The 24,269-nt window shown below is 60.4% G+C and carries 23 protein-coding genes; 8 read left to right on the top strand and 15 right to left on the bottom strand.

Features of this window, described 5'->3' with window-relative positions; all coding sequences use genetic code 11:
• Positions 1-4: 4 nt before the first annotated feature.
• From ACOYQJ_RS02150 to ACOYQJ_RS02120, 7 genes are all read right to left on the bottom strand, one after another.
• Positions 5-1,249, bottom strand: a complete 1,245-nt coding sequence (locus ACOYQJ_RS02150; protein ID WP_422904347.1) for an enolase C-terminal domain-like protein — start codon at positions 1,247-1,249, stop codon at positions 5-7.
• A gap of 78 nt (positions 1,250-1,327) precedes the next feature.
• Positions 1,328-2,476 carry an enolase C-terminal domain-like protein gene (locus tag ACOYQJ_RS02145; protein WP_422904346.1) on the bottom strand — a complete coding sequence of 383 codons (1,149 nt, stop codon included), beginning with the start codon at positions 2,474-2,476 and terminating at the stop codon, positions 1,328-1,330.
• Complete coding sequence (locus tag ACOYQJ_RS02140) at positions 2,473-3,345, bottom strand: alpha/beta hydrolase (RefSeq protein WP_422904345.1); 873 nt, start codon at positions 3,343-3,345, stop codon at positions 2,473-2,475. Before ACOYQJ_RS02140 ends, ACOYQJ_RS02145 begins: the two co-directional genes overlap by 4 nt.
• On the bottom strand, positions 3,346-5,034 hold the full coding sequence (locus ACOYQJ_RS02135) for an ABC transporter ATP-binding protein (RefSeq protein ID WP_422904344.1): 1,689 nt from the start codon (positions 5,032-5,034) through the stop codon (positions 3,346-3,348).
• A 25-nt stretch (positions 5,035-5,059) separates the two neighbouring features.
• Positions 5,060-6,256, bottom strand: a complete 1,197-nt coding sequence (locus ACOYQJ_RS02130; protein ID WP_422904343.1) for an ABC transporter permease — start codon at positions 6,254-6,256, stop codon at positions 5,060-5,062.
• Entirely contained in the window at positions 6,249-7,235 is a 987-nt protein-coding gene (locus ACOYQJ_RS02125; RefSeq protein ID WP_422904342.1) for an ABC transporter permease, read from the bottom strand. The genes ACOYQJ_RS02130 and ACOYQJ_RS02125 overlap by 8 nt, the downstream gene beginning before the upstream one ends.
• Before the next feature lie 125 nt (positions 7,236-7,360).
• Complete coding sequence (locus tag ACOYQJ_RS02120; RefSeq protein ID WP_422904341.1) at positions 7,361-9,286, bottom strand: ABC transporter substrate-binding protein; 1,926 nt, start codon at positions 9,284-9,286, stop codon at positions 7,361-7,363.
• Between the two features lie 157 nt (positions 9,287-9,443).
• On the opposite strand from ACOYQJ_RS02120, the gene ACOYQJ_RS02115 reads away from it, so the two are divergent.
• From ACOYQJ_RS02115 to ACOYQJ_RS02095, 5 genes are all read left to right on the top strand, one after another.
• The gene (locus ACOYQJ_RS02115; RefSeq protein ID WP_422904340.1) at positions 9,444-10,328 is read left to right on the top strand and encodes an SMP-30/gluconolactonase/LRE family protein; all 885 of its coding nucleotides are present in this window, start codon (positions 9,444-9,446) and stop codon (positions 10,326-10,328) included.
• 84 nt (positions 10,329-10,412) lie between these two features.
• Positions 10,413-11,564, top strand: coding sequence for a mandelate racemase/muconate lactonizing enzyme family protein (locus tag ACOYQJ_RS02110; RefSeq protein ID WP_422904339.1), 1,152 nt, complete (start codon positions 10,413-10,415; stop codon positions 11,562-11,564).
• A complete protein-coding gene (locus ACOYQJ_RS02105) occupies positions 11,561-12,469 on the top strand; it encodes an alpha/beta hydrolase (protein WP_422904338.1) in 909 nt (302 codons plus the stop codon). Before ACOYQJ_RS02110 ends, ACOYQJ_RS02105 begins: the two co-directional genes overlap by 4 nt.
• Positions 12,466-13,260, top strand: a complete 795-nt coding sequence (locus ACOYQJ_RS02100; RefSeq protein WP_422904337.1) for an NAD-dependent epimerase/dehydratase family protein — start codon at positions 12,466-12,468, stop codon at positions 13,258-13,260. The genes ACOYQJ_RS02105 and ACOYQJ_RS02100 overlap by 4 nt, the downstream gene beginning before the upstream one ends.
• 42 nt (positions 13,261-13,302) lie before the next feature.
• Positions 13,303-14,205, top strand: a complete 903-nt coding sequence (locus ACOYQJ_RS02095; RefSeq protein ID WP_422904443.1) for a 5-dehydro-4-deoxyglucarate dehydratase — start codon at positions 13,303-13,305, stop codon at positions 14,203-14,205.
• Positions 14,206-14,276: 71 nt separating this feature from the next.
• Here ACOYQJ_RS02095 and guaB read toward each other — a convergent pair whose 3' ends face one another.
• The 8 genes from guaB to ACOYQJ_RS02055 form a co-directional block, all read right to left on the bottom strand.
• Positions 14,277-15,725: an IMP dehydrogenase gene (gene guaB, locus ACOYQJ_RS02090; RefSeq protein WP_422904336.1), complete on the bottom strand. Its 1,449-nt coding sequence runs from the start codon at positions 15,723-15,725 to the stop codon at positions 14,277-14,279.
• Positions 15,726-15,880: 155 nt separating this feature from the next.
• Positions 15,881-16,270 carry a hypothetical protein gene (locus tag ACOYQJ_RS02085; RefSeq protein WP_422904335.1) on the bottom strand — a complete coding sequence of 130 codons (390 nt, stop codon included), beginning with the start codon at positions 16,268-16,270 and terminating at the stop codon, positions 15,881-15,883.
• On the bottom strand, positions 16,267-16,620 hold the full coding sequence (locus ACOYQJ_RS02080; protein ID WP_422904334.1) for a helix-turn-helix domain-containing protein: 354 nt from the start codon (positions 16,618-16,620) through the stop codon (positions 16,267-16,269). The genes ACOYQJ_RS02085 and ACOYQJ_RS02080 overlap by 4 nt, the downstream gene beginning before the upstream one ends.
• Positions 16,621-16,793: 173 nt before the next feature.
• Entirely contained in the window at positions 16,794-17,732 is a 939-nt protein-coding gene (locus ACOYQJ_RS02075; RefSeq protein WP_422904333.1) for a phage protease, read from the bottom strand.
• Positions 17,733-17,747: 15 nt separating this feature from the next.
• Entirely contained in the window at positions 17,748-18,053 is a 306-nt protein-coding gene (locus tag ACOYQJ_RS02070) for a Mu-like prophage major head subunit gpT family protein (RefSeq protein WP_422904332.1), read from the bottom strand.
• On the bottom strand, positions 18,043-18,633 hold the full coding sequence (locus tag ACOYQJ_RS02065) for an AAA family ATPase (RefSeq protein WP_422904331.1): 591 nt from the start codon (positions 18,631-18,633) through the stop codon (positions 18,043-18,045). The genes ACOYQJ_RS02070 and ACOYQJ_RS02065 overlap by 11 nt, the downstream gene beginning before the upstream one ends.
• Positions 18,634-18,706: 73 nt before the next feature.
• A complete protein-coding gene (locus ACOYQJ_RS02060; RefSeq protein WP_422904330.1) occupies positions 18,707-20,326 on the bottom strand; it encodes a transposase domain-containing protein in 1,620 nt (539 codons plus the stop codon).
• Between the two features lie 366 nt (positions 20,327-20,692).
• Complete coding sequence (locus tag ACOYQJ_RS02055) at positions 20,693-20,902, bottom strand: helix-turn-helix domain-containing protein (RefSeq protein WP_422904442.1); 210 nt, start codon at positions 20,900-20,902, stop codon at positions 20,693-20,695.
• Positions 20,903-21,004: 102 nt separating this feature from the next.
• On the opposite strand from ACOYQJ_RS02055, the gene ACOYQJ_RS02050 reads away from it, so the two are divergent.
• From ACOYQJ_RS02050 to ACOYQJ_RS02040, 3 genes are all read left to right on the top strand, one after another.
• Positions 21,005-21,520: a helix-turn-helix domain-containing protein gene (locus ACOYQJ_RS02050; protein WP_422904329.1), complete on the top strand. Its 516-nt coding sequence runs from the start codon at positions 21,005-21,007 to the stop codon at positions 21,518-21,520.
• A gap of 328 nt (positions 21,521-21,848) precedes the next feature.
• On the top strand, positions 21,849-22,808 hold the full coding sequence (gene speB / locus ACOYQJ_RS02045) for an agmatinase (RefSeq protein ID WP_422904328.1): 960 nt from the start codon (positions 21,849-21,851) through the stop codon (positions 22,806-22,808).
• Positions 22,809-23,054: 246 nt separating this feature from the next.
• On the top strand, positions 23,055-24,203 hold the full coding sequence (locus ACOYQJ_RS02040) for a CaiB/BaiF CoA transferase family protein (protein WP_422904327.1): 1,149 nt from the start codon (positions 23,055-23,057) through the stop codon (positions 24,201-24,203).
• Positions 24,204-24,269: the final 66 nt, after the last annotated feature.

The following is a 24,269-nucleotide window of genomic DNA, read 5'->3' as shown; positions in this document are numbered from 1 at the left end:
GTCCTTAAAACTTCGGCCGCTGAAAGCGCCAGTCCGGCCAATGCTTGCGCATCTCGGTTTCATCGTCGCGGTGGGTATAGCCGCACTCCAGATAGTTCTGGTGCAGGCGCTCAAGTTCAACGCGGTCCAGCGTCACGCCCAGCCCCGGCCCCTCGGGCACGGCCAAGGTGCCACCTTCGATCTTCAGCTTACCGCCTTCGATCACCTCGTCGGTCTGCCACGGGTAATGGGTGTCGCAATCATAGGTCAGGTTCGGCGTCGCGGCGGCCAGATGGGTCATCGCCGCCAAGCTGATCCCCATATGGGAATTGGAGTGCATCGACAGACCCAGCCCCCAGATCTCGCAGATCCGGCCAAGGTCGCGGCTGGCCTTCAAGCCGCCCCAGTAATGGTGATCGCTCAGGATCACCTGAAAGGCATCCTGCGCCATGTTCGGCGGCAGATGGCCGTCGGCCACCACATACATATTGGTCGCCAGCGGAATGTCGGTCGCTGCGGCAACCCGCGCGTTGTCGTCGATCCCCACGGTCGGATCTTCAAGATACTCAATTAGACCTTCCAGCCGAGGCAGAAGCTTCAGCGTGGTTTCCACTGTCCAGCCGCCATTGGGATCGATCCGCAAGGGCGCATCCGGAAAGGCTGCGCGCAGCGCCTCAAGCCCGGCAATCTCGGCCTCGGGCTCCAGAATCCCGGCTTTCAGCTTGATCGCGTCAAAACCGTAAGTCTCGATAAAACGCCCCGCCTCGCCGACCAGTTGTTCGGGGGTCAGAACCTCGCCCCAGTCATCGGGCTGTTGCCCGGCATGACCCGCGAACTTGTAGAACAGATAGGCCGAGAACGGCACGCGGTCCCGCACCTGCCCGCCCAGCAGGTCACAGACCCGCAGGTTCAGCGACTTGCCAAGCGCGTCCCACATCGCCACCTCGATGGCGGCGACCACGCGGGGCAACAATGCCTCCTGGCCCATATACCCGCGCAGGTTCCCCACGACCGATCCCTTGGCCCATGCCCAAAGCGCATTCAGGTCGGTGACCTCGATCCCGCGCAGATTGGGCGCAAGCGTTTCGACCGCGTCGATCAGCTTGCGCGTGCCATAGCTTTCGCCAAGCCCGATCACGCCATCTTCGGTTTCGACCTCGATGATGGATCGCAGCGCAAATGGCTGATGGCAGCCCGCGTTGTTCAACAAAGGCGGGTCGTAAAAGGCGATCGGGGTAATCCGGACATCGGCAATGCGCAGGTCAGGCATGTAGGCTCCTTTGGTGGCGCACACATCGCGCCCCCGGGTATCTGAGAAAGTGGAAAGCGAAAACGCGCATGGTTTTGCCTAGACAGTATGGGCTTCGATGTAGTCGAGATTCAGATCCTGCCCGAGCCCCGGCTCTTCGCGGCCATGCACATAGCCATCGCCGTCCATCTCGTCGTCGATCCGGTTTTGGTATTCCTTCGGTTTGTCATAGTCGATGAAGGGGTGCAGCAACCCGCGTTCATAGAAACTGGTATTGTGGATTGCCAACGCGACCGAAAGGTTGCCCGCCCCGGTGCCGTGCATCTCGCAGCTGATGTGAAAGCTTTCGGCCATGTTGGCGCATTTCATCGACGGGGTGATGCCGCCGACATCCCAGACGCCCGCGCGCACCAGATCAATCGCGTCGGCCTTGACGTATTCGCCGCGAATCCAGTGTTTGCCGGTCATGGTCTCCGGGCCGAGGATGTTCAGCCCGGTGCCCTCGCGCAGCCACTTGTAGGACGATATGCTGGCCTCTTCCATCGGCTCTTCCATCCAGCGGAAATCCAGTTCCGCCAGACGGTTGGCCAACCACAGGGTATCGGTGCGGCTGTAGAAATGATGCGGGTCCAGCATCAAGGGCACATCCGGGCCGACCGCCTCGCGCACGGCGGCGCAGGCACGCGCGTCTTTCTTGACGTCCGGCGCGCCGGGCATCGGCGGCATCCAGCCGTGCAGCTTTACCGCCTTGTAGCCACGTTCATTGACCATCCATTCGGCAAAGCGGGCATAATCGTCGGGCGTGGCAAGGCCGTTTTCCAGATCGTCGCCGCACATGGTGCTGCCATAGGCCAGGATCTTGGGCCGCGCGCCGCCCAGCAGTTTCCAAACCGGCTGGCCGCAGATCTTGCCCTTGAGGTCCCACAGCGCCAGATCCACCGCCGTCAGCGTGCGATCGGAAAGCTGCGCGCCGGACAGGCGCTGCCATTTATAGACGGCATACCAAAGCGCCTCTGTGCACAGCGGGTCCTTGCCAATCAGGTTGGGGCGCACAAAACGCGCCAGCAGCTCTTCGCGCACTTCGGCAGGGCGGCATATCACCCGACCGACGCTGCCATCGTCACAGGTGATGGTCAAAAGCGCGCTGGTGGTCTGGCTTTCCGGCCCCGGATGGCCATGTCCATCGCTGTCGCGCACGGTGTTGGAGGAATGGGTGAAGACCTGAGAGGTCACGGTTTCGATTTTCATGTCGGCTCCGATTCGAAAAGCGATTTCAAGGCGTGCGCAGCGCGGGTCAGGCACTGGTCGGCGGCGGGGATCAAGCGCCCCCGGTTGATGAACCCATGCGTCACGCCGGGTTCGATATGCAGGGCGTGGGACACACCGGTTTGCTTGAGGCGCTCGGCCAGATGGCGGCTGTCATCGGCCAGAACGTCCAGTTCGGCCGAGATGATCTCGCAATGTGGCAGACCGGAAAGATCGCCCTTGAGGGGGTAGAGCAAGGGGTTGTCCCGATGCAGCATCTCCGGATCGTAGAGCGAGAACAGCTCTTGCATGCGGGCGAGGGCAAGGCCGTATCCTTCGGCATAGCGCTGATAACTGGCGGTGTCGAAATCATCGCCGCAGACCGGGTAGAACAGCAGCAGTGCCGCCAACGCGCCGCCCTCGGCCAAGGCGCAAGCCAGCGCAAGATTGCCCCCAGCCGACGCACCGCCAATCGCGATACGCGCCGGGGTAAAGCCCAGACCGCCCCCGCGCAGCCAGCGCAAGGCGGCGCGGCAATCATCCAGCCCGGCCGGGAACGGATGCTTTGGCGATAACCGGTACGAGATCGACAGGATGTTCCAGCCCGCCTCGGCCGCCAGTGCCCCGCAGGCGCGATCGTTTAAGGCGATCGAGCCATTGGTCCAGCCGCCGCCATGTATGAAGATCAAAACCGGCGCGCCGTCGTCTCCGCGATAGAGCCGCGCTGTTTGTGCTTGCCCGGCGCTCCCGGGATAGCTGAACGTTTCGGTCGGCACCTGTTTTGCGCCAACCGCCCAATACCGCGCTGCGTCCTCAGGCGAGGCGAAAGCCGCGTTCACGTCTTGCGCTTTTTCGACGCCTTCCGCGAACATTCAGATCGCCTCCGGCGCGTATCTGTGCCGCGTCCGAGTACCGCGCAGCGAAGGGTCAGCGATCGGCACAGAGGACAGCAACGCCTTGGTATAGGCATGCTGCGGGTTGGTGATGATGTCCTCGGTATCGCCAATCTCGACGATGCGCCCGCGATACATCACCGCCACCCGATCGCAGAAATAGCGGATCACCGCCATGTCGTGACTGATAAAGATGAAGGACAGCCCTTTTTCGGCCTGCAATTTCAGTAGCAGATCCAGGACCTGCGTTCGGATCGACACATCCAGGGCGCTTGTCGGCTCATCGGCGATGATCACCTTGGGGTCGAGCGCAATCGCCCGCGCGACCACGATCCTTTGCCGCTGGCCGCCGCTGAAGGCGTGCGGATAACGCTCCATCATCGAAGGGTCGAGGCCGACCTCGGTCAGCAGTTGCGCAACACGATCCTCAAGCTCTTGCCCCTTGCAGATGTTGTTGACGATCAATGGCTCGGCGATCAGCTGCTTTACCGTCATGCGCGGGTTCAGGGACGCGAATGGGTCCTGAAAGATCATCCTAACCTCGCGCCGGATTTCACGCAAACGGTCGGGCGTGGCTTCAACCAGATTTTCACCGTTGTAATCCACCAGACCCGCCTGCGGATCATAGACGCGGGCAATGCAACGGCCGACTGTGGTCTTGCCCGACCCGCTTTCGCCAACGATGCCAAGGGCCTCGCCCTGCCGCAGCGTGAACGACACGCCGTCAACCGCCTTGGTGACATCCGTGACGCGTTGGAAAAAGCCCTCTTTCTTTTCGAAATGCAGGTGCAAATCATCCACCCGCAGCACTTCGCCCGCATCCGCCGTCGGACGCACCTTGGCGGCGGCGGGTTGATCCAGGCGTTTCACGGCGCCCAGAAGTTTCTGCGTATAAGGGTGCTGGGGCGCGTTGAAGATCTGCTCGACCGAGCCTTGTTCGACCACATAGCCCTTTTCCATCACGACCACCTCATCGGCGATCTCGGCCACCACGCCCATGTCATGGGTGATGAACATGATTGCCATGCCGTTGTCGCGCTGCAGGTTGCGCATCAGGTCGATGATCTCCGCCTGCGTGGTCACGTCAAGCGCGGTTGTCGGCTCGTCTGCGATCAGCACATCAGGGTGGCAGGACAGCGCCATGGCGATCATCGCCCGCTGGCGCATACCGCCGGAAAACTCAAAGGCATAACGGTCCAAAGCCTTGTCGGGAGTTGGGATCTCCACCTGTTCCAGAACATCGCGCGCCATCTTGCGGGCAGTCTTTTTATCAACGTCGCGGTGCAACCGGATGGCTTCGACGATCTGGCTGCCGATGGTGTGCACCGGGCTTAGCGAGGACATCGGTTCCTGAAAGATCATACCGATGCGCCCGCCGCGGATGGCTCGGATTTCCTTGCCTCGCGGGTCCATGTCGGTCAGGCAGACTTGCCCATCACCATCGGGATTGAACAGGATGCGCCCGCCGTTGATGACACCGGGGCGCGGCACCATGTTCAGGATTGTGCGGGCCGTCACGGATTTGCCCGAACCGCTTTCGCCGACAATGCAGGTGGTCTTGCCGCGGTGCAGATCAAAGCTGATGCCATGCAGCACGTCCACCACACCTTGGCGCAGGGAAAATCCGACGTTCAGGTTTTCGACACTCAGAATGGGGCGGTCGCTCATGTCATGCGCTCCACTTGGGGCTGGATTATTGCTCATAGGGATCTGCCGCGTCTCTCATCCCGTCACCGAGAAAGTTGAAAGCCAGAACCGCGAAGACCACAAAGCCGCCGGGAATGAACAGCCAAGGGGCCTGCGAGATCGTCAGGATGTTCTGCGCTTCTTTCAGCAGCACGCCCCATGAAATCGCGGGCGGTTGCAGGCCAAGGCCAAGGAACGACAGCGAGGTTTCCGCCAGGATCATCAGCGGGATCGCAAGGGTCAGCGAGGCGATGATATGCGAGGTCAGCGAAGGCAGCATGTGACGAAAGATGATCCGCGCTTCGCTGGCACCATCAAGCCGCGCGGCAATGACAAAATCGTCGTTCTTCATCGCCAGAAAGCGCCCACGCACCACCCGCCCCAATTCGGTCCAGCCGACAAGGCTGACGATCAGGGTGATGACGAAATACTGCTGATAGATTGGCCAGCTCGGAGGCAAGGATGCCGCCAACGCCAGCCAAATCGGGATCGTCGGCAAGGACAAGACGAACTCGATCAACCGCTGGATCACCGCATCCACGCGACCGCCGTAATAGCCCGACATCCCGCCCAGTGTGATGCCCAGCACCAAGGCGATCGCCACGCCCACCAAACCGATACTCATGGAGATCCGCGTGCCATAGATCACCCGGCTGAACATGTCCCGGCCCAGCCGGTCGGCGCCAAACAAGAAGAACTTGTCGCGCGATTTCTCGGTGGCAAAGAGATGAATGTTCGTCGTCCAGAGACCCCAGAACTTGTAGTCTTCGCCCCGTCCGAACATCTTGAGGTAGATCTTTTCGCCCGATGGTGTGTAAGTGATTGCCAGCGTGTCAGGATCGCGTTGACGGTCCATCTCATAGACATAGGGGCGAATGCGTATCCCATCGTCCGTGTGATCGACAAAGTGGATCATCTGTGGAGGATGGAACACCGCGCGGCGGTTCTGTTTGATCGGGTCCGCAGGCGCCACGAACTCTGCAAAGACCGAGATAAGATAGAGAAATCCGATCACCCAAAGGCCGATATTGGCCAGTTTGTGTTTGCGAAAAGACCACCAGGTCAGCTGCCACTGAGAGGCAATGGCGACGCGGTCCGGATCAATATCCTTTTCAATCGCCGGAACGTCATGGATATGGTCATCCGCCGGAAGTTGCGTCTCGTGAGGGCTGTCGAGCGCGTCGGGGTTTGTGGTGTTATTCATAGCGAACCCTCGGGTCGAGAATGACAAGAAGGATGTCTGAAATCAGCATCCCCACCACGGTCAGCGAGGACAGAAGCAAGACGAACGCCCCAGCCAGATACATGTCCTGAGACAGCAGCGCCTGAAGCATCAGCGGCCCGGCCGTGGGCAAGCTGAGAACGATTGCGGTGACGACGGCCCCCGACACAAGATTGGGCAGCACCCAGCCGATGGTCGAGACAAAGGGGTTCAATGCAACCCGCACCGGATATTTCATGATCAGCCAGAATTCCGACAGGCCCTTGGCGCGGGCCGTGTCGACATAGGGCTTGTTCAGCTCGTCCAGCAGATTGGCGCGCATGATGCGGATCAGGCTGGCCGTCGCACCCGTCCCCAGAACCACAACCGGCAGCCAAAGGTGCTTCATCAGATCGACGAACTTGGCATAAGACCACGGCTCGCCCTGAAATTCGGTTGAAAACAGCCCGCCCACATCGCTGCCGAAATGCACAACCCCGATATACATCAGGATCAGCGCCAACAGAAAGTTCGGTGTGGCAAGGCCGATAAAGCCGATGGTCGTGGCGATGTAATCGCCGACAGAATATTTGCGCACGGCGGAATAGACGCCGATCGGAAAGGCCACCGCCCATGTGAACAACAGCGTGGCGAAGGACAGCATGATGGTCAGCCCCATACGCTCCCAGACCAGTTCGGACACCGGCTGACGCCATTCAAAGGACATGCCGAAATCGCCCTGAAGCAGATTGCCCACCCATTTGAAATACTGAACATACAATGGCTTATCGAGGCCAAATCGGGCGCGCAGGTTTTCAACGCTGGCCTGATCGAGCACTTCGTTGCTTTCGCCAAGTTTGGCGATGTAGGTGGTCAGGTAGTCTCCGGGCGGGGCCTGGATCAACAGGAAGGCCACGATAGAGACCGCAAAAAGGAAGGGCACCATCCAAAGGATGCGCTTGAGGATATAACGCCAGATCATCTCGGCCCGCCTGTCTTGAGGAGTGTGCGATCTTGTCCGTAACGGTGCGGCGGGGGCACGCCCGCCCTCCCCCCAAAAGGACAAGGTCTGTGGTTGGGTGGGGGGTACCCCCCACCCGTCGCCGATCACTCGGCGTAGTAGTAGGTCTGCGGCAGGGTCGGACCCGGATCCGGGTACATCCACGACGCGGGGATCGCATCAGGCACGTTGCGCAGCTTCTTGTTGACGACGCCAACAAGGTTCGGTGCAAGGCTGATACCGATGACTTCCAGCTCATCCGCGGCGATCTGGTGGATCTGGCGGAAGATGTCCAAAGCCTTTTCCTGATCGGCTTCGGCCTTATAGGCCTCGTACAGCTCCAGACGCTTTTTCATCGCTTCCGAGGGCTCTTCTCCTTCGGTGCCCCCCGAGATGTACCAACGCACCCACGGGATCGAGAACCAGCTGGCCTGCGGATGCACAGACAGCACATCACGCGGGCTGAGGGTCGGATCAAGTCCGCCGGGCGCGCCCCAGACCATGAAGTCATGCTCGTTGGCTTCGCCGCGCGAATAGTAGATCGAACGTTCGACCGAGGAAGAATTCAGCTCAACGCCGATTTCTTTCCACTGCTCCTTGATGATCTCAAGGCTGTCACCCCAATCCGGCTGTTCAATTCCGGTGTAGTTGACGTTGAAGGTGAACCTGCGGCCATCGGGCAGCAGACGGTAGCCATCGGCGTCCCGCTCGGCCAGACCGGCAGCATCCAGCAGTTCGTTCGCACGGTCCGGATCGTATTCGGTGTACTGACGGCCCAACTGTTCGTTGTAGAGCACATGATCCGGACGCGGGCCAATTTGCCAAGGCTCCCCCTGCCCCTGATACACGATGTCGATGATCTCATCGCGGTCAATGCCAAGGCTCAGCGCAATCCTCACGTCCTTGTTGCGAATGACCTCGCGCATCACCGGATCCTTGTGAGTCTGGTTGAAGTGGATCGCCATGACGTTCGAGTTCGAGTTGATCATGTTAAGGATCTTGTACCCACCCTTCTCTGCGTTTTCCGCAAAGACCGGCTTGTTCGCCAAGTTGGAAATCTTGCGCCGCTGGATGTCGATATTGCCAGCAACCGCCTCAAGCACCATCGCCTGGTTGTCCTGAGCGACACCCATTTCCAGCGTATCGATATAGGGCAACTGATTGCCGGCGGTATCGACCTGCCAGAAGTAGGGGTTACGCTCCATCACCACCTTGGTCGATCCGGCGCTATAACCGTCGCCGGTAACAACCCAAGGGTCCAACGTTGGTCGCTCGGGGTTGGACCAGCGGTTGGGCGCTTCGACTTCGCCGCAGTTCAGACGATACAGACCGGTCCAGTCTTCGACCGCTTCGGTCGCATCGACCAAGGCTTGAATGTCGGGGTTATACTTGGGGTGGTATTGCATGCAGTAATGCTTGGCCCAGAGCACGGGCTCTTGTGCCAACGGTGTCGCGAGTTCCGTCAGGAAGGTACCGTAAGGCGCCGCAAACTTGAGCTTGATCGTGTGGTCGTCGATTTTCTCGGCCTGCATGGTTTCGCCGCCCACCACGAAACGGGCGGGTGCGTTGGGATAGAATTCCTTGTTGTTCAGCAGGTCATCGACAAAGAACATGATGTCATCGGCAGTGAACGGTTCACCGTCTGACCACTTCATGCCCTCGCGCAGGTGGAAGGTGAACTCGCTGCCATCGGCGCTCGATTCCCAGCTCTCGGCCACGTTCGGCACAACGCCTGAAAAATCCGGCTTCCAGCGGGTCAGGCCCTGAGGGCTGACAACGCGCAAGATCGAGTTGTGGTCGTTCGAGCCCCCCAGCATGCGGCGCAGTTTGCCGCCATAGGTGCCCACCGACTCCAGCGGGGTCACAACCTCGGGCTGAGCGGGCAGACGTTGGTCCACTGGTGGCAACGTGCCTGCGGCGACCTGTTCGGCCAGCGCGGGCGCCTCCTCATAGGCCCAGGCCCCGATAGGCGTCAGCGCAGCGCAAATGGCCAGCGCGGAAACGGGACGCAACACGCGTCTCATGAATGACATGGCAGATTCCTCCCTTTAAAGACCTGTCAGATCGGTCCGTGGCGGTATTGGTGACATTTCGATTGCCAAGCTGTCAACAGATTAATATGACAGGTTATGCCACCTGTATGATTTGAATGCGAGGGACGCCACGCAACGCCATGGGAGCCAATGAAAAATGACCGGAATCACAATTGAGAGCGTTGTAAACAGCCATTCGAAAGTGGGCGAAGGTGCTGTCTGGGACGATCGGACTCAAGTGCTGTGGTGGGTCGACATCCCGGCCGGGCTGATCCACCGCTTCGACCCGACGAGCGGACAGAATACGTCCAGGGACTTTGGTGAACCGGTCGGCTGCCTCGCCCTGCGCGAAAACGGCGGCATGGTCCTGGCCACCAAGACTGGCTTTTGGTTGTATGACTGGGACAGCGGTGAGCGCAGCCAGATTGCCGACCCGGAACCGCACCTTGAGCAAAACCGCTTCAACGACGGCGCAACGGATGCGCAGGGCCGGTTCTGGGCAGGCACCATGAAGGACGGCGGCGAACCCGAGCGCCTTGGCACCTTCTACCGTCTCGACCCGGATTTCACCGTTACCAAATGGAAAGACGGTATTTTCACCACGAACGGAATGAGCTTTTCTCCGGACGGCAAAACGCTTTACTACTCGGACAGCAATCCAGCCGAACGGACGATCTGGGCCTGCGACTATGACACCGAAACCGGCACTCCGGGCCCTGAGCGCGTCTTCTTTGACACCCGCAGCGTCGCGGGCCGCCCCGATGGCGGCACAGTCGATGCCGAGGGATGTTACTGGCAGGCGGGCGTTTCCGGCTGGCAACTGTACCGCATCTCGCCGCAGGGCGAATTGCTGATGACTCTGGACATGCCGGTCGAAAAACCCACCAAGCCGATGTTCGGCGGCTCCGATCTGGATGTGCTTTACGTCACTTCGATTGGTGTTGGCCTGACCGAAGGGCGCGCCCAGCCAGACGCCGGAAACCTGTTTGCCGTCAAAGGCCTGGGAATCAAGGGAATCCCTCAGTGTCGCTTTGCCGGATAGATGCTTTAACGCGTTCCAAATATTCAAATCCGCACTCAAACCCCGAGATACTAGCAAATGAAAATAACAGGTCTGAGAAGTTATATGACATGTGATCGCGATCGCCCCCGGGTGCTCGTGGCCATCGATACCGACGAGGGCATAACCGGCTGGGGCGAGTGCTATAATCATGGGCCCGATCGCGCTCTGCCGCCTTTGCTGGACTATCTATTCCTGCAACTCGAAGGCGAAGATCCACGCCGCATCGAACGCATCGTACAGAAGCTTCTGATGCAATCGCGGTTCCCCCCCGGCGCCCTTGGTCTTGCGGCGATCTCGGCTATTGATCATGCGCTCTGGGACATTTCGGCCAAGGCGCTTGGCGTCCCAGCCTATCAGCTGCTGGGCGGCACCGTACGCGACCGGGTGCGGGTCTATCTTGGCGTTTACACCGCGCCCGACCCGAAGGAAGTGCGCGACTACTGCAACCAGATGAACGCGCAATGGGGCTTTACCGCCTTCAAGATGTCGCCCTACCGCAACGACATCCATGCCGAGCCTTGGGGCAAGACGCTCAAGGCCACCGCCGATTGGGTCGAGGTGCTGCACGCGCTCTGCCCGGATTATGAATTTGCCTATGACGCCCATGCCAAGCTGTTCGAACCGTGGCAGGCCGAGCAATTGGGCAATGCCCTCGCCCCGTTCAACCCGATGTTCTACGAAGAGCCAATGCGCCCCGAAAACTTCGAAAGTTGGGGCGCCCTGAAATCGAAGCTGCGCGTGCCGCTGGCCACCGGTGAAAGCCTTTACAGCCGGTTCGAGTTTCTGCGTTTGTTGCAGGCGGGCGGCGCCGATATCATCCAGCCCGACATCTGCGTGGTCGGCGGGCTTCTGGAAATGCGCAAGATCGCCGCGCTGGCCGAGGCGTTCTTTGTCCCGGTCGCGCCGCACAACCCGATGGGGCCGCTGGCGACGGCCGTGAACCTGCATTTCTCGGCCGCCTGCCCGAATTTCAAGATCCTTGAATACCGCCTGCCCCACGGTGCGGCCTATCACTCGGACGGCATGCAAACAGACGATCAAAGCGCCGCCTATATCACGGACCCATATCTGCCCAAGGACGGCCATCTGGAGCTGCGTCCCGATCGTCCCGGCTGGGGTGTAGAGATCGACGAAGACTACCTGAAAACCGATCGCTACGTGCACTGGGAACGCAAACTGCCGAAACGCCCGGACGGCTCGTGGAGCTATACATGAGCACGCTTCGCGACACTTTGCGCGGGCTGCTGGCCCTGCCCGACCCCGGCGATGTGCCCGAGGGCGTGCAGGTCAACGAAACCACCATCGCAGGGGGAATCCGGCAGGACTGGCTATTGAACGGCGCCACCGCAACGCTGCTTTGTCCCGATGGGGCCAGCCCGCGACCGACCGTGCTGTACTGCCATGCCCATGGCGGCGACTACACTCTTGGTCGCCGGGAACTGATCCAGGGCGCGCGGTGGCTTACTGGTCCTTATGCGCCCGACCTGCTGGGACTTGGCCTGAATGTGCTCTGTGTCGATATGCCGGGGTTCGGAGATCGTCAGGGATCTGGCAGCGAAAGCGCGCTTGCCAAGGCTGGACTATGGCGCGGGCAGCCGCTGATGGGGCGGATGCTGGGCGATCTGCAAGGCGCGGTCAGCTGGCTTGAGTCGCAGCCCTTCTGCACGCAAATCGCGACGCTGGGCATGTCGATGGGCGCCGCCCACGCCTATTGGCTGGCGGCGCTTGATCCACGCATCAGTGCCTGTGCCCATCTGTGCATGCTGGCCGACATGGCGCCTCTGATCGAAACGGGCACCCATGACCGACACGGGCATTTCCTGACGGTTCCCGGCCTGCTGCGCCACGCCGAAATGGGCGATGTTGCCGCCCTGATCGCCCCGCGCCCGCAGGTGATCACCCATGGTACCGGCGATCACCTGACCCCGCCTGAGGCCCGCGACCCGGCCTTGGAGCGCGTCCACCGGGCCTATGCGACCGGGGGCCACCTTGTCACCCGGCTTTGCGAGGCCGAAACCCATATCGAAACGCCGCCGATGCGCGCGGCTGTGATCAACTTCCTGCGCGACTGGTCCACCGGCGCGCTGACACACACTCAAGACCAAAGGAAAACAGGATGAAACGGCTTCTGATCACCGGCGCCGCAGGCGGGCTGGGCACTGTCATGCGCGAGAAACTGGCCCATCTGGCAGATACCCTGCGCCTCTCGGACATGACCGAGATGGGCGAAGCAAAGCCCAACGAAGAGATCGTGATCTGCGATCTTGGCGATGCTGCCGCTGTCGAAGAGCTGGTCAAAGACTGTGACGGCATCGTGCATTTCGGCGGCAAAAGCACCGAGGGGCCGTGGAGCGTCATCAACAACGCCAATATCCAAGGCGTGATGAACCTTTACGAGGCTGCGCGCAAAAACGGGATGCCGCGCATCGTCTTTGCCTCGTCGAACCACGCCATTGGTTTCTACAAGCAGGATCAGGTGATCGACAACACGGTCTACCCGCGCCCCGACGGGCTTTATGGCGTATCAAAGGTCTTTGGCGAAGCGGTGGCCAATGCCTATCACGACAAATTCGGCCAAGAGACTGCCATCGTCCGCATCGGAAGCAGCTTCCCCGAGCCGCGCAACCACCGGATGCTGTCCACATGGATGTCCTATGATGATTTCGCTGGCATGATCACCCGCATCTTTGACGTCCCGAAACTGGGTTGCCCGATCATCTACGGCGCCTCGGACAACACCGCCAGCTTCTGGGACAACTCAAACATCGCATGGCTGGGCTGGAAACCGCAGGACAATGCCGAGTCGTTTCGCGCCAAGGTCGACGCGAGCACCGCCAAGCCCTCCCCGGACGCCCCTGACGTGGTGTTCCAAGGCGGCATGTTCTGCGCCGACACGATCCACGAAGACTGACCCAGTTCCCCCCTGAATACGCCCAATAAGGACATCCACATGATTGCCCCAACCGACCTCCGAGAGATCATCCGCTCTGGTCTGCTATCCTTTCCGGTCACGCCTTTCGATGCCGAGGATCAAGTCAACCACAAGGCCTTTGCAGCGCATCTGGAATGGCTGGCCGAAACCCCCGTCGCAGGCCTGATCGTCGCGGGCGGGACCGGCGAGTTGTTTTCGCTGACGCCGCAAGAAGTGGTCGACGTCGTCAAGACCGCAAAGGCCACCCAGCCCAATGACCCGATCATCGCCGGCTGCGGCTATGGCACCCGCATGGCCATCGACATGGCTCAGGGGATCGAGGCAGCGGGCGGCGACGGTATCCTGCTGTTGCCCCACTACCTGATCGGCGCGCCGCAAAAAGGGATCGAAAACCACATCCGCCGGGTCTGCCATTCGACCAACATGGGCGTGATCGTGTACAATCGCGGCCAATCGGTGGTCTCAGCGGAAACGCTCGCGCGGCTGGCGGATGATTGCCCGAACCTGATCGGCTTCAAGGATGGCACCGGCGACATAGATACCGTCAAGCGCATCACCGTACACAACGGCGACCGTCTGGCCTATGTCGGCGGCATGCCCACGCACGAGCTGTTCGCCCAAGCCTATCGCGGCGCCGGGGTGGATACCTATTCGTCTGCCGTCTTCAACTTTGTGCCGAAAACCGCCCTGAAATTCCACGCGGCGTTCCTCGCTGGCGATGATGCCACCTGCGAACAGATGCTGCGGGATTTCTACTATCCCTTCACCAAGATCCGCGACCGGTGCACCGGTTATGCGGTTTCGGCGATCAAGGCAGGGGTTTCCCTGCGCGGCTTCGACACCGGCCCGGTGCGCACGCCCCTGACCGACCTGACCGGCGAAGAGCGCGAGATGATGCAGGAACTGATCAAGGGCTACGACTGACCCGAAGGGCCTTGGAAATGCGAAACGCCGGGGCCTTGCGACCCCGGCGTTTTTCATTCCAAAGCTGCGTTTCAGCCGATCCGGTAGTTCGGGCTTTCGCGGGTGATCTGCACGTCGTGAACATGGCTTTCCTTGAGACCGGCGCCTGTAATCTTCACAAAGCGGCAGCCACCGCGCATCTGCTCGACCGTGGCGCAACCGGTATAGCCCATGGCCGCCCGCAGACCGCCCACCAACTGGTGAATGACCGCCCCGGCAGACCCTTTGTAGGCCACCTGCCCTTCGATCCCTTCGGGCACCAGTTTGTCGCTTGCCGCGTCCTTTTGGAAATAACGGTCAGCCGAGCCGCGCGCCATGGCGCCAAGGCTGCCCATACCGCGATAGGCTTTGAAGGAACGGCCTTGATACAGGATCACCTCGCCCGGGGATTCGTCTGTGCCAGCGATCATGCTGCCGACCATTGCGCAGGACGCCCCCGCCGCGATCGCCTTGGCAAAATCACCGGAAAACTTGATGCCGCCATCGGCGATCACCGGGACGTCCCCCGCCGCCGAGGCGCAGTCCATGATCGCCGTCAGCTGCGGCACACCAACCCCCGCCACCATGCGCGTGGTACAGATCGAGCCCGGCCCGATGCCGACCTTGACCGCATCGGCCCCGGCATCGATCAGGGCGCGCGTCGCCTCGGAGGTCGCCACGTTGCCCGCGATGATCTGAACCCCATTCGACAGGCGCTTGGCCCGGGTCACAGCCTCGATCACGCCGCGCGAATGGCCATGTGCGGTGTCAATCACCACGATGTCCACGCCGCTGTCGATCAGCATCTCGGTCCGCTCAAAGCCGCTGTCGCCAACCGAACTGGCCGCCGCCACACGCAGCCGCCCCAGATCGTCCTTGCAGGCAGTCGGGTTGACCACCGCCTGTTCGGTGTCTTTCAGCGTCAAAAGGCCGGTCAGCTTGCCGGTGTCATCGGTGACCAGCAGCTTTTCGATGCGCCGTTCCTTCATCTTGGCGATGGCTTCGGGACGGTCAGCCGGTTCTCGCAGGATCGCCAGATTTTCGTGCGTCATCATGGCTTTGACCGGCGTGTCATCGTGTTCGGCAAACCGCATGTCGCGATTGGTCACGATGCCGACAACCCGGTGATCCTTGTCGACCACCGGAAAGCCGGTAAAGCCGTACCGCTCGGTCAGTGCCTTAGCGTCTGCCAAGGTTTGATCGGGGGTCAGGGTGACGGGGTTGTAGACGATGCCGGACTCAAACCGTTTGACCCGGCGGACCTGACGGGCCTGCTCTTCAGCGCTCAGGTTCTTATGGATCACCCCCATGCCGCCGGCCTGCGCCATGGTGATGGCCATACGTGCCTCGGTCACCGTGTCCATGGCCGAGGACAGGAGCGGGATGTTGAGATCAATGGATTTGGTTACCCGGGTGCGCGTGTCAGCGGTGCTGGGAAGCACATCGGATGCGCCGGGAACAAGCAGTACGTCATCGAAGGTCAGGGCCTCACGAATCTCCATGGGGTGGCTCCTTTGGAGGGGATCGGTTGGCACGTCCCTATTGCATGGATCATCCCGAGGGGAAAGGGCTAAAGGGCGGAAATGTGTAGTTACAGCTAATCCTGACATGGGCTTACAGTGGGTTTTGATACCGGACTACGCTCGAAGTTCCCGGACTATTCCGGTTGGAAAATCGGGCTGAGGGCGTCGCGGTGTTTGTTCCACCAGTCGTTGATTGCCGTCTTTTTGACGCGGCGCTCAGGCGGAAAGGCATTGGCAACTTCGGCTTCGAGTTGGGGGAATGTCAAGCGGTTGATCCGGGCGAGGATGAAGGCGCGCAGCTCGGGGTCTTTGTCGATGATCGCGGGGCGTCCGGGGCGGTGCTGGCGGCGGTGTTCACAGGGCGGAGGCAATCCTTCAATGGCCGGTTGAACAGGCTGTTGAACACCGGCTTCAAAATGGGTTTCAAGCGCGGCCTCAGCGCGGTCCATCGCCCCGGACAAGGCGTCGGAGACCGCGCGCAATTCGCGCAGGGATTGGCGCAGTTGATCCGCCGCACCGCTCATCTCGCCCTCGCGTCGCGCAGGGTGCGCTTGACGTTGGTGCTGGTGGTTTTCAGAGTTCGGCAAATCTGACTGACGCTAAGGCCCTCGGCATGAAGGGACCGGATCAACCAATTCTTCGGCATTGGCACTTCGGCCCGGTTCGACGGCATTCGCGCGCTCAGCTCGCGCAATTGCGCGGCACCAATCAGGGCCTCGGCCTGACTGCGCCCGCAGGGATCATCCGGGAAGTAGAGGGGCGTGCCACCAAACGCAATCAGAAAACGAACGGCAACACTTGGCCCCAAGACTTCGACATAGGCGTCAATATGGGCCGGGTGTCGCGGATACCTTATGGCCGGAAGCGCGCTCATTCGACTGCGCTGGACAGGTCTTTGGTGACAGTTACTTTCACGACCATGCGCGACACTCCTGAAATAGCTTTGCGAGGACCGGATGTTGCTGACCGGTCCGGCCCCCGCACGCCCCGGCTTTCAATGGCCAGGGCCGACAGGGCGGCAAGGGTGGAGACCGCCGCCCATTTCGATCAATCGCCTATCAGGCGTTCCGGCGTGACCCCAAGCTGTTCGCTCAAGAGCATGACCTCGGCGGAATGCTCGGGCTTGCTCATGCCAGGTATGCCCTTGGGGACAACAGAGGTTGTCAGGTGCGCATAGGCCGGGGCGGTATTGGCGATAAAGGCGTCAAAGCTGGCCTCATCCTTCATGCAAAGTTCCAGCGCCCATGCCTTGCCGCCCGTGGTCAGGTATCCGGCATTCCAGGCGTCGTTGACTTTGCGTTGCGCGCGCTCTTCACGGAAGGTCGCAAGCTCCTTGTTGCGGTCATTCATCGCTTCTCGAAGGGCCTCGATGGGAGCGAATTTGCTTGGGTCAGGATTGGCCCCGTCCAGGCGTTGCCGCAGCGCGGCAAAAAGGTCTTCTTCGGTGGCGTCTTCGTCCAAGCCAACAAGCTTGGCAAGGCGGGCCATGAGGCCGGTCATATCCGGCGCGGTCTTTGGCGTGGTGGGATCGGGCATTGTGTCCTCCTGTGCGGCAAGCGCCTTGATGTGCAGCGCCGGGTTGTGGACAAGCGCCGCTCCCCGGATCAAGGCCACTTGACCCGAGTTCTTTTCGATAATCAGCGTCGGGCTGAGAAACCGGTATTCGCGCGCGGCAATCATCGCGCTGGCGCGGTCGGTCCATTCGACGCGGCCCCAAATACCATCGGCACGGGTGGCAAGTTCCTTGATCCACCCCGCCGCTGGCACAGGTCCGGAAAGCTTGGCCTTGGGGTTGTCGTTCTGGTGTTCGTAGTCAATCGGCAGATCAATCCCGCCAGCCGCAAAGGCGGCAAGAATGGCGTCCGGATCGTCCACCACAAAGTTGCGCCCGTCGCGCGCGGTGATCGCCCCCAATGGCGTGAGCTGCACCCAGTCGGGCGCGTAGGGAAGCGCATTGTCGCATTGGACGGTGAAGGTCGGCCCCATGGTCGATCCTCCGCCTTACGCTTCAAGCCACGGGCTGACAATCAGTTCAGCCGTGCCCTTGTAGGGGTTGGAGCCGCCGCCGTCCTTGTTTTCAGTATTGAGAAGGTGCAGGGCTTCGTCTTCGAGCGAGGGCGGCACCACAAGCACCTTGGGTTTCACGCCCAAAAGCCGCCCGCTGTTGCTGCGATAGCCCATCATCGCGGCGCGCGCGGCGGCGTAGTTCGCTTCGTCCAGGGTATCGGTGCTGCCATAGGCAAGCTGCCACAGGCCAAAGCCCGCATTCACCCGAGCCCGGACCCCGTAAATATATTCATCGTGCATGAACACATGCGGGTTTTCGGCTTCGGTCAACGAGGTGAATTCGTATTTCTCGCGCTCCTGTCCGCCTCGGCAATTGCGCCGCATCCTTAAAACTGTTCGCCAATCGCTTGTCGCCAATAAAGGCCGCGCCAAAATGGCCTGCTTCTGCAACGCCGCGAAACCATTCTACAGCGCCCCAATTATCAGGCCCCCGCGCGTTTTCCTGAACAAGGTACTGCGCCTCATCGATGATTACGAAACCGCCTGGACCAATCTCCTCGGCAATCTCGTGGCCAGTTTTCGGCATGTTGCGCGAATTCGGCTCCGGCATGTCCAAAAGCTCACAAAGCCGATAAGCGAGGTTCCATGCGCCACCCTCTTGAGCGCGTGCCTCGGAAACCAGTGTGTCCCGCGCTTCTGTCTTGAATTTCCACATTGTGCGGCTCTTTCCAACGCCGCTGCCGCCGATTATCATAGTCAGGCGTGACCGCGCTCGCGCCCTGCGCAAAGCAAGAAGCATAGCGCGTGAGGATGGTGTTTCCACAAAGTGCGGCAACCTCACTGGCTCCTCCCGCTTGATCTGTGTGACATTTCCTGTCATGTCTTTCTCCTGTTTGTTGGGCTTGCGCCCGCTGCTATCGGTCGGGTCGGTGTTCCAGCACCGCCCGACCATCTCAGAACCGCTCCGCTTGGCGACGGGCTGTCGCTTCTGCAAGGTTCCTCAATCTCTCGTCAGTCACGTAAGAAACCGCTGTCTCGACCTTTTCGACCTCGGGCACGAAGGCTTCCCGGCGCGGCAGTTCGACAACCTTCTCGCCGGACACGTTCCGTGCCGGTTCCGGGTTGCGCATCTGCGCCAGCAGGAGAACCCGCAGTTCTTCCCGCTTCTCGTCCGAATACTTCATGCCCAGGCCTTTGAGGATCTTGTTGATCCGGCGCTTCTCCGTCAGCGCCGCCCGCCGCCCTTCCTCGCTACCATGCGCGGTTTCCTCCACGTTCGGCAGGGTTTCCAGCAACAGCCGCCCAGGTTCATCGCTGCCTTCCCATGTGCAGACCATGGCGGGCGCGGTGAAGTCATTCGGATTGAACCCGACAAGCACTTGCTTGCCGACGAAGTTCAGCATCACACCTTGCGTGGTGGCATCCCCGAAGAACCCCTTGTCGAACCGGATACGCCCGTCCGGCTGGACCGTCTTCGGTTTCCAGACCATGCCAAGGCGGCGCTTCATCAGCGGCGTGACAACACGCGCGGGGCGATCCTTCAACAGCCGTTCAAACGCCATTGCACGGCTCTCGCCCTTGCGCAGGTCCTTCACCCGGTTGTCCGTCGCCGCGTTCAGATCGGCAACTGCCTTGGCAAGAACCTTCTCGAAGAGGTCGATGGGCACGGGCGCGCCTTGCCCGACCTCAGGGTCATTTGGGCCGGGGCGCTGTGCGCGATAGAACAGAGGATGGTTGTCCACCTTCCGTAGATGCGACCACACGTTTTCTTGCAAGTTGCTTTTCTTCGCAGCGATGCCGGTATTTGCCAGCTCGATTTGCAGAATGGAGAGGACGCCCGGCACCTTCCAATCGGGGTTCTTCATCTGCTTCCGCTTGAAAAACGGATGCTTCCCGCCCGCGATGCGCTTTGAATTGAAGGCCCCGCCATTATCGAACCTGATTTTTATCGGGCGTCCATTGGTCTCACAAGCGACGGTCACAGCCGCCTCGGTCACGTCCGCATTCTCGGACTTACCCACCGCAAAACCGACTTTCTTTCGGCTGGCGCGGTCCACCAGTGCGACGACCACGGGGCAACCCACATAGCCATCAGGCCAGATGCAGCGAACCTTGAATTCCCGTCCGTCACCGTCCCACAAATCGTTGGCCAGCATGTGGCGCGCGGTCTGCGTTTGCGACAGGCGAAGCATGGCTTCCGCGCGCTCTTCGCCCAACTCGATAGCAAGGCGCTCGATCGGGTTCATTGCCGTCCAGCGCCGCCGGATTGTGTGCAGCTCAGGCCAATCCCAGCCTTTGTCCGCCGCGATCCCAGCAACTAAATGATAGGCTTCCTTGAGCGGGAGGCGCGTTCCATTTTTGCCGCCGAAATAGACGCAGCTACAGAGCATTTCCCAAGCTGCTGGCGAAACAGGGTCCGGTTCGCTGCCGCCACACCATCCCGGTTGCAGAGCCGGTGCCCAGTTCGCCGGGTCAATGCCTTCGGTCAGGGCCTTCCAATTCTTCATCGAGTTGCGCACCGGGAAGTCTCGGAACTCTTTCTTGCCCGCCTTTTCGATTTGCGGCCAACTCATGCCAACCTGCTCATGCTTGACGATAAAGAGCAGCTTTGAAGCACGGTCATACGCGCGCTCCTGCGTACTACTCGGAGCCTGCGAAAGTCGAAGGTGCGCTGCGTCGTCATAGTGACCGGGGTCGATGCAGGCTTCTTGGGCAAGCTGCGTAAGGTAGGCCGCGCGAACGTCTTCTGGCAGGTCAACTACTGAAACGAACTCTGGAAGCCGTCCATCTGTCTTGTCGTGGTAGATAGGCACACATTGGCTATTGAGCCATCGGCCAGCCGCTTTTCGATCACTTGGAATGCGCCCAACTCCGAGCAACATGGTAACGGAGACCAATGGTGCGTCCAGATTTGGTAAATCCTTTGGCGTCGTCTGCATTTATGACGCCTTGCGATGCAAGATCACGCCGGGCAACCGTGATGCTTCTGGTAGTTTTTTTAGACCAAGATCTACAGCGATTTGATGACTGATACCGCGCTTACATGCCAGCGCGCCTTGCATAACGGCGTAGACTGTCCTCGGGTTGTACCCACGTAGCTTTGCCCAGTCGGCAATCGAGATGCCTTCTGCCTCGAATTGACGGCGCACAAGATTAACTTGTTCGGGCTTCCACCCTTTGGAATTAGGTTGCTCCACGGTACGCCCCAATGTTACACGATAGCGAAACTATAGTACAGGTATGTCACGCTAATGAAAACATCAAGAAGAATTTTCGATAGCGAAACAATGCGTGGCATTGGTGCAAAGCTTCGAGAAGTAAGGGGTGACCGAACGCTTGCTGAATTTTCCAAAGCGCTTGGGTTGGCGCGTACGACATGGTCGAACTACGAGGCGGGACGGCGGCTTCCGAGCCATGAAGTACTGGAGCGGCTTTGGGCCGTCGAAGGAATACCAGCAGACCAGATATTGCCGTCCGCTTCTTTGAAACGGACAGTGGCACCACAGGGGGCGTCAGGATGGTTCAGCTACATTCCAATCCTGTGGCTGTTCGGCCATCTGAGGACGTCCGGCCGTTTTGCTTCTGAGAACGAAGCACTCCTTTGGTGGTCTCAACGGGTACCGTCGTTGGCGGATGAATTTGAGAACCGTGCGTTTGAAATGGCGGCGCTGCATGATATTGACTTGGAGGATGCCGCCTTGCTTGTTTGCCAAGACCTGGAAGGTCGCAGTGAAGACGAGCTATTCGAGTTTCTCGAAGGTGCGTGACAATCATGGTCATGGGCAAAATCGCCCATGATATGCTCTAAAAAATCGTTTCTTTTCAATGCCCATCATTTCTCAAAGCGGCGTTGAATGAGCCTTTTGAGGCCGAAACTGTCAAAACCTCTGTAACTGACCACCCCATAACCCATTGATTTTACAGCGCCCGATTTTCGGCCCCTGTCAATTTCATCTGTAACCGCTCAGGAAATGGGGGCGCTGCCCCCGTCACTCCTGCGGAGCGCCTCCCCCGGGGTATTTTTGACAAGATGAAGCGACGGGCTTGTTCATTCCTTTCGCGCAGCGCACCTTGAGGCAAAACAGGAGGTTTGCCATGAGCCATGGGTATGAGAGCGGGCGTCTGAATCTGCCGTTCACCGGGATCTGCACGTTTGCCAAGAAACCCTATGTCGGGGACTGGACGACGATCGAGGCCGACGCTGCCATCCTTGGCGCACCCTTTGACGCGGGCACCCAGTGGCGGGCGGGCGCGCGGTTTGGCCCACGCGGCGTGCGCGAAGCCTCGACCCTGTTTTCCTTCGGCCATGCGGGCGCCTATGACCACGAGGATGACGCCACCTATCTGGGCGAAGAGGTCCGCATCGTCGACATGGGCGACGCGGATATCGTGCATACAGACACCTTGCAGAGCCACACCAATATCCGCGCGGGTGTCGAGGCGGCCTTGACCGCAGGAGCCCTGCCCGTGGTCATCGGCGGCGATCACTCGATCAACATCCCTTGCATCGAAGCCTACGAGGGCCGCCCGCCCTTCCACGTGTTGCAAATCGACGCGCATCTGGATTTCGTCGACAAACGCCACGGTGTCACACGAGGCCACGGCAACCCGATGCGCCGCGCCGCTGAAAAGCCTTGGGTCACAGGCCTCACGCAGGTCGGCATCCGCAACGTCAGTTCCACTGCGAAAGAAGGCTATGATGCCGCCCGCGCCATGGGCTCTGACATTCTGTCCGTGCGGCAAATGCGCAAGCTTGGCCCGCAAGGCACCGCCGCACGCCTGCCCAAGGGCACTCCGGTCTACATCACCATCGACATTGACGGTTTCTGCCCCTCGATCGCTCCGGGAACCGGAACACCCAGCCACGGCGGGTTCCTCTATTATGAAGTGCTGGAGCTGCTGCAAGAGGTCACCCGCCATCACGACATCGTCGGCATCGACCTCGTCGAAGTGGCGCCGGACTACGACCCCACCGGATCAACCTCGATCCTCGCGGCGCAACTTTTGATGAACCTGCTGGGCTTTGTGTTTCATGCGCGCTCAACCGCCCGCTGACCGGCGGGTTTAGATCGCGTCGAAACGCCCTGCCCAAGGCTCCCCGGCCAGACCGAAACCCAACGTCCTGACGTTGTCGTCGCCTTTCCACTTGCTGAAAAACAGCGCGCGGAAGCGCACATTTGGATCACCTCCCGGCCGGCAGCGCAGAAACCCGCGTATCGGACAATTTGGCCCTTGCCGCCAAAGGCCCGGCGCGGTCTTCTGTGCGCGAGCAGTCAAATCACAAAACTCGGGAATTCAACTATGGCCCTGCCTCTCTCTGGCCTTATGGTCCTTGATCTCACCCACGTTCTTGCCGGTCCCTATTGTTCCATGACACTGGCCGATATGGGCGCAACGATCATCAAGGTTGAGCGTCCCGACGGCGGTGACGACACCCGCGCCTTTCCGCCCTTCAAGGATGGCAAAAGCGCCTATTTCGCCGCCATCAACCACGGTAAAAAGTCGATCGCCCTCAACCTGAAGAACGAAGACGACTGCGCCATTTTCGAAATCCTGCTGGCCCGCGCCGACATCATTCTGGAAAATTTCCGCCCCGGCGTGATGGAGCGGATGGGCTATGGCTATGAAAGCCTGCACCAACGCTATCCCCGGCTGATCTACGGCGCGGTTTCGGGGTTTGGTCACACTGGCCCGGATGCCAAGCGTCCGGCCTATGACATGGTGGTTCAGGCGCGCGGCGGCGTGATGTCCATCACCGGCGAAAAAGACCGTGATCCGGTGCGCGTCGGTGCTTCGATCGGCGATATCGTGGCGGGAATGTTTCTGGCGCAGGGCGTTCTGGCCGCGCTATATGATCGCGAAAAAACCGGCAAGGGCCGCAAGATCGACGTCTCGATGCTGGATAGTCAGTTGGCCATTCTCGAACATGCCATCGCCATCACGACCATAACCGGGAAACCGCCCGTACCTTCGGGCGCGCGCCACCCGTCAATCACCCCATTCGAGACCTTTCATGCCTCGGACGGGTTGTTCGTGATCGCGGCGGGCAATGACAAACTGTTCGAAAAGCTCTGCATCACGCTGAACCTGCCGCTGGTCGGCGACGAACGCTTTGCCACCAACGCGGAGCGCTGCAAACACGCCCGCCTTCTCAAGCGGCTGGTCGAAGCCGTAACACTCGACAATACCCGTTCCTACTGGATTGCCAAGCTGACCGCTGCGGGCGTTCCCACGGGGCCAATCCAAAGCGTCGATCAGGTGCTCAAAGACCCGCAAATTCTGGCGCGCAACATGGTTGTGGACGTATTGGACAAAAACGGGCGGGCGGCCTTCAAGGCGGCGGGCAATCCGATCAAGATGTCAGACGCGACGGATGCGACGACACGCGCCCCTGCGCCGGATCTTGACGGCAACCGGGGCGAAATCCTGCGCTGGCTGGGGCAGGAATAGACCGCCACGCCGGATTCTGACAAAATAGGAGAGCTTTAGGGCCCTTATGGCGTGTTTTGACATTGG

The sequence above is a fragment of the Pacificoceanicola algae genome (assembly GCF_049341065.1).
Lineage (GTDB): Bacteria > Pseudomonadota > Alphaproteobacteria > Rhodobacterales > Rhodobacteraceae > Pacificoceanicola.
The sequence above is the reverse complement of the archived record's forward strand: the minus strand, read 5'-3'. Positions and strand labels throughout refer to the sequence as shown.

Excerpts from the sequence above, each read along its gene's own strand:
- ACOYQJ_RS02150 (WP_422904347.1), bottom strand. The coding sequence starts at position 1,249 with ATGCCTGACCTGCGCATTGCCGATGTCCGGATTACCCCGATCGCCTTT.
- ACOYQJ_RS02145 (WP_422904346.1), bottom strand. The coding sequence starts at position 2,476 with ATGAAAATCGAAACCGTGACCTCTCAGGTCTTCACCCATTCCTCCAAC.
- ACOYQJ_RS02140 (WP_422904345.1), bottom strand. The coding sequence starts at position 3,345 with ATGTTCGCGGAAGGCGTCGAAAAAGCGCAAGACGTGAACGCGGCTTTC.
- ACOYQJ_RS02135 (WP_422904344.1), bottom strand. The coding sequence starts at position 5,034 with ATGAGCGACCGCCCCATTCTGAGTGTCGAAAACCTGAACGTCGGATTT.
- ACOYQJ_RS02130 (WP_422904343.1), bottom strand. The coding sequence starts at position 6,256 with ATGAATAACACCACAAACCCCGACGCGCTCGACAGCCCTCACGAGACG.
- ACOYQJ_RS02125 (WP_422904342.1), bottom strand. The coding sequence starts at position 7,235 with ATGATCTGGCGTTATATCCTCAAGCGCATCCTTTGGATGGTGCCCTTC.
- ACOYQJ_RS02120 (WP_422904341.1), bottom strand. The coding sequence starts at position 9,286 with ATGTCATTCATGAGACGCGTGTTGCGTCCCGTTTCCGCGCTGGCCATT.
- ACOYQJ_RS02115 (WP_422904340.1), top strand. The coding sequence starts at position 9,444 with ATGACCGGAATCACAATTGAGAGCGTTGTAAACAGCCATTCGAAAGTG.
- ACOYQJ_RS02110 (WP_422904339.1), top strand. The coding sequence starts at position 10,413 with ATGACATGTGATCGCGATCGCCCCCGGGTGCTCGTGGCCATCGATACC.
- ACOYQJ_RS02105 (WP_422904338.1), top strand. The coding sequence starts at position 11,561 with ATGAGCACGCTTCGCGACACTTTGCGCGGGCTGCTGGCCCTGCCCGAC.
- ACOYQJ_RS02100 (WP_422904337.1), top strand. The coding sequence starts at position 12,466 with ATGAAACGGCTTCTGATCACCGGCGCCGCAGGCGGGCTGGGCACTGTC.
- guaB (WP_422904336.1), bottom strand. The coding sequence starts at position 15,725 with ATGGAGATTCGTGAGGCCCTGACCTTCGATGACGTACTGCTTGTTCCC.
- ACOYQJ_RS02085 (WP_422904335.1), bottom strand. The coding sequence starts at position 16,270 with ATGAGCGGTGCGGCGGATCAACTGCGCCAATCCCTGCGCGAATTGCGC.
- ACOYQJ_RS02080 (WP_422904334.1), bottom strand. The coding sequence starts at position 16,620 with ATGAGCGCGCTTCCGGCCATAAGGTATCCGCGACACCCGGCCCATATT.
- ACOYQJ_RS02075 (WP_422904333.1), bottom strand. The coding sequence starts at position 17,732 with ATGGGGCCGACCTTCACCGTCCAATGCGACAATGCGCTTCCCTACGCG.
- ACOYQJ_RS02070 (WP_422904332.1), bottom strand. The coding sequence starts at position 18,053 with ATGCACGATGAATATATTTACGGGGTCCGGGCTCGGGTGAATGCGGGC.
- ACOYQJ_RS02065 (WP_422904331.1), bottom strand. The coding sequence starts at position 18,633 with ATGACAGGAAATGTCACACAGATCAAGCGGGAGGAGCCAGTGAGGTTG.
- ACOYQJ_RS02060 (WP_422904330.1), bottom strand. The coding sequence starts at position 20,326 with ATGAGTTGGCCGCAAATCGAAAAGGCGGGCAAGAAAGAGTTCCGAGAC.
- ACOYQJ_RS02050 (WP_422904329.1), top strand. The coding sequence starts at position 21,005 with ATGAAAACATCAAGAAGAATTTTCGATAGCGAAACAATGCGTGGCATT.
- speB (WP_422904328.1), top strand. The coding sequence starts at position 21,849 with ATGAGCCATGGGTATGAGAGCGGGCGTCTGAATCTGCCGTTCACCGGG.
- ACOYQJ_RS02040 (WP_422904327.1), top strand. The coding sequence starts at position 23,055 with ATGGCCCTGCCTCTCTCTGGCCTTATGGTCCTTGATCTCACCCACGTT.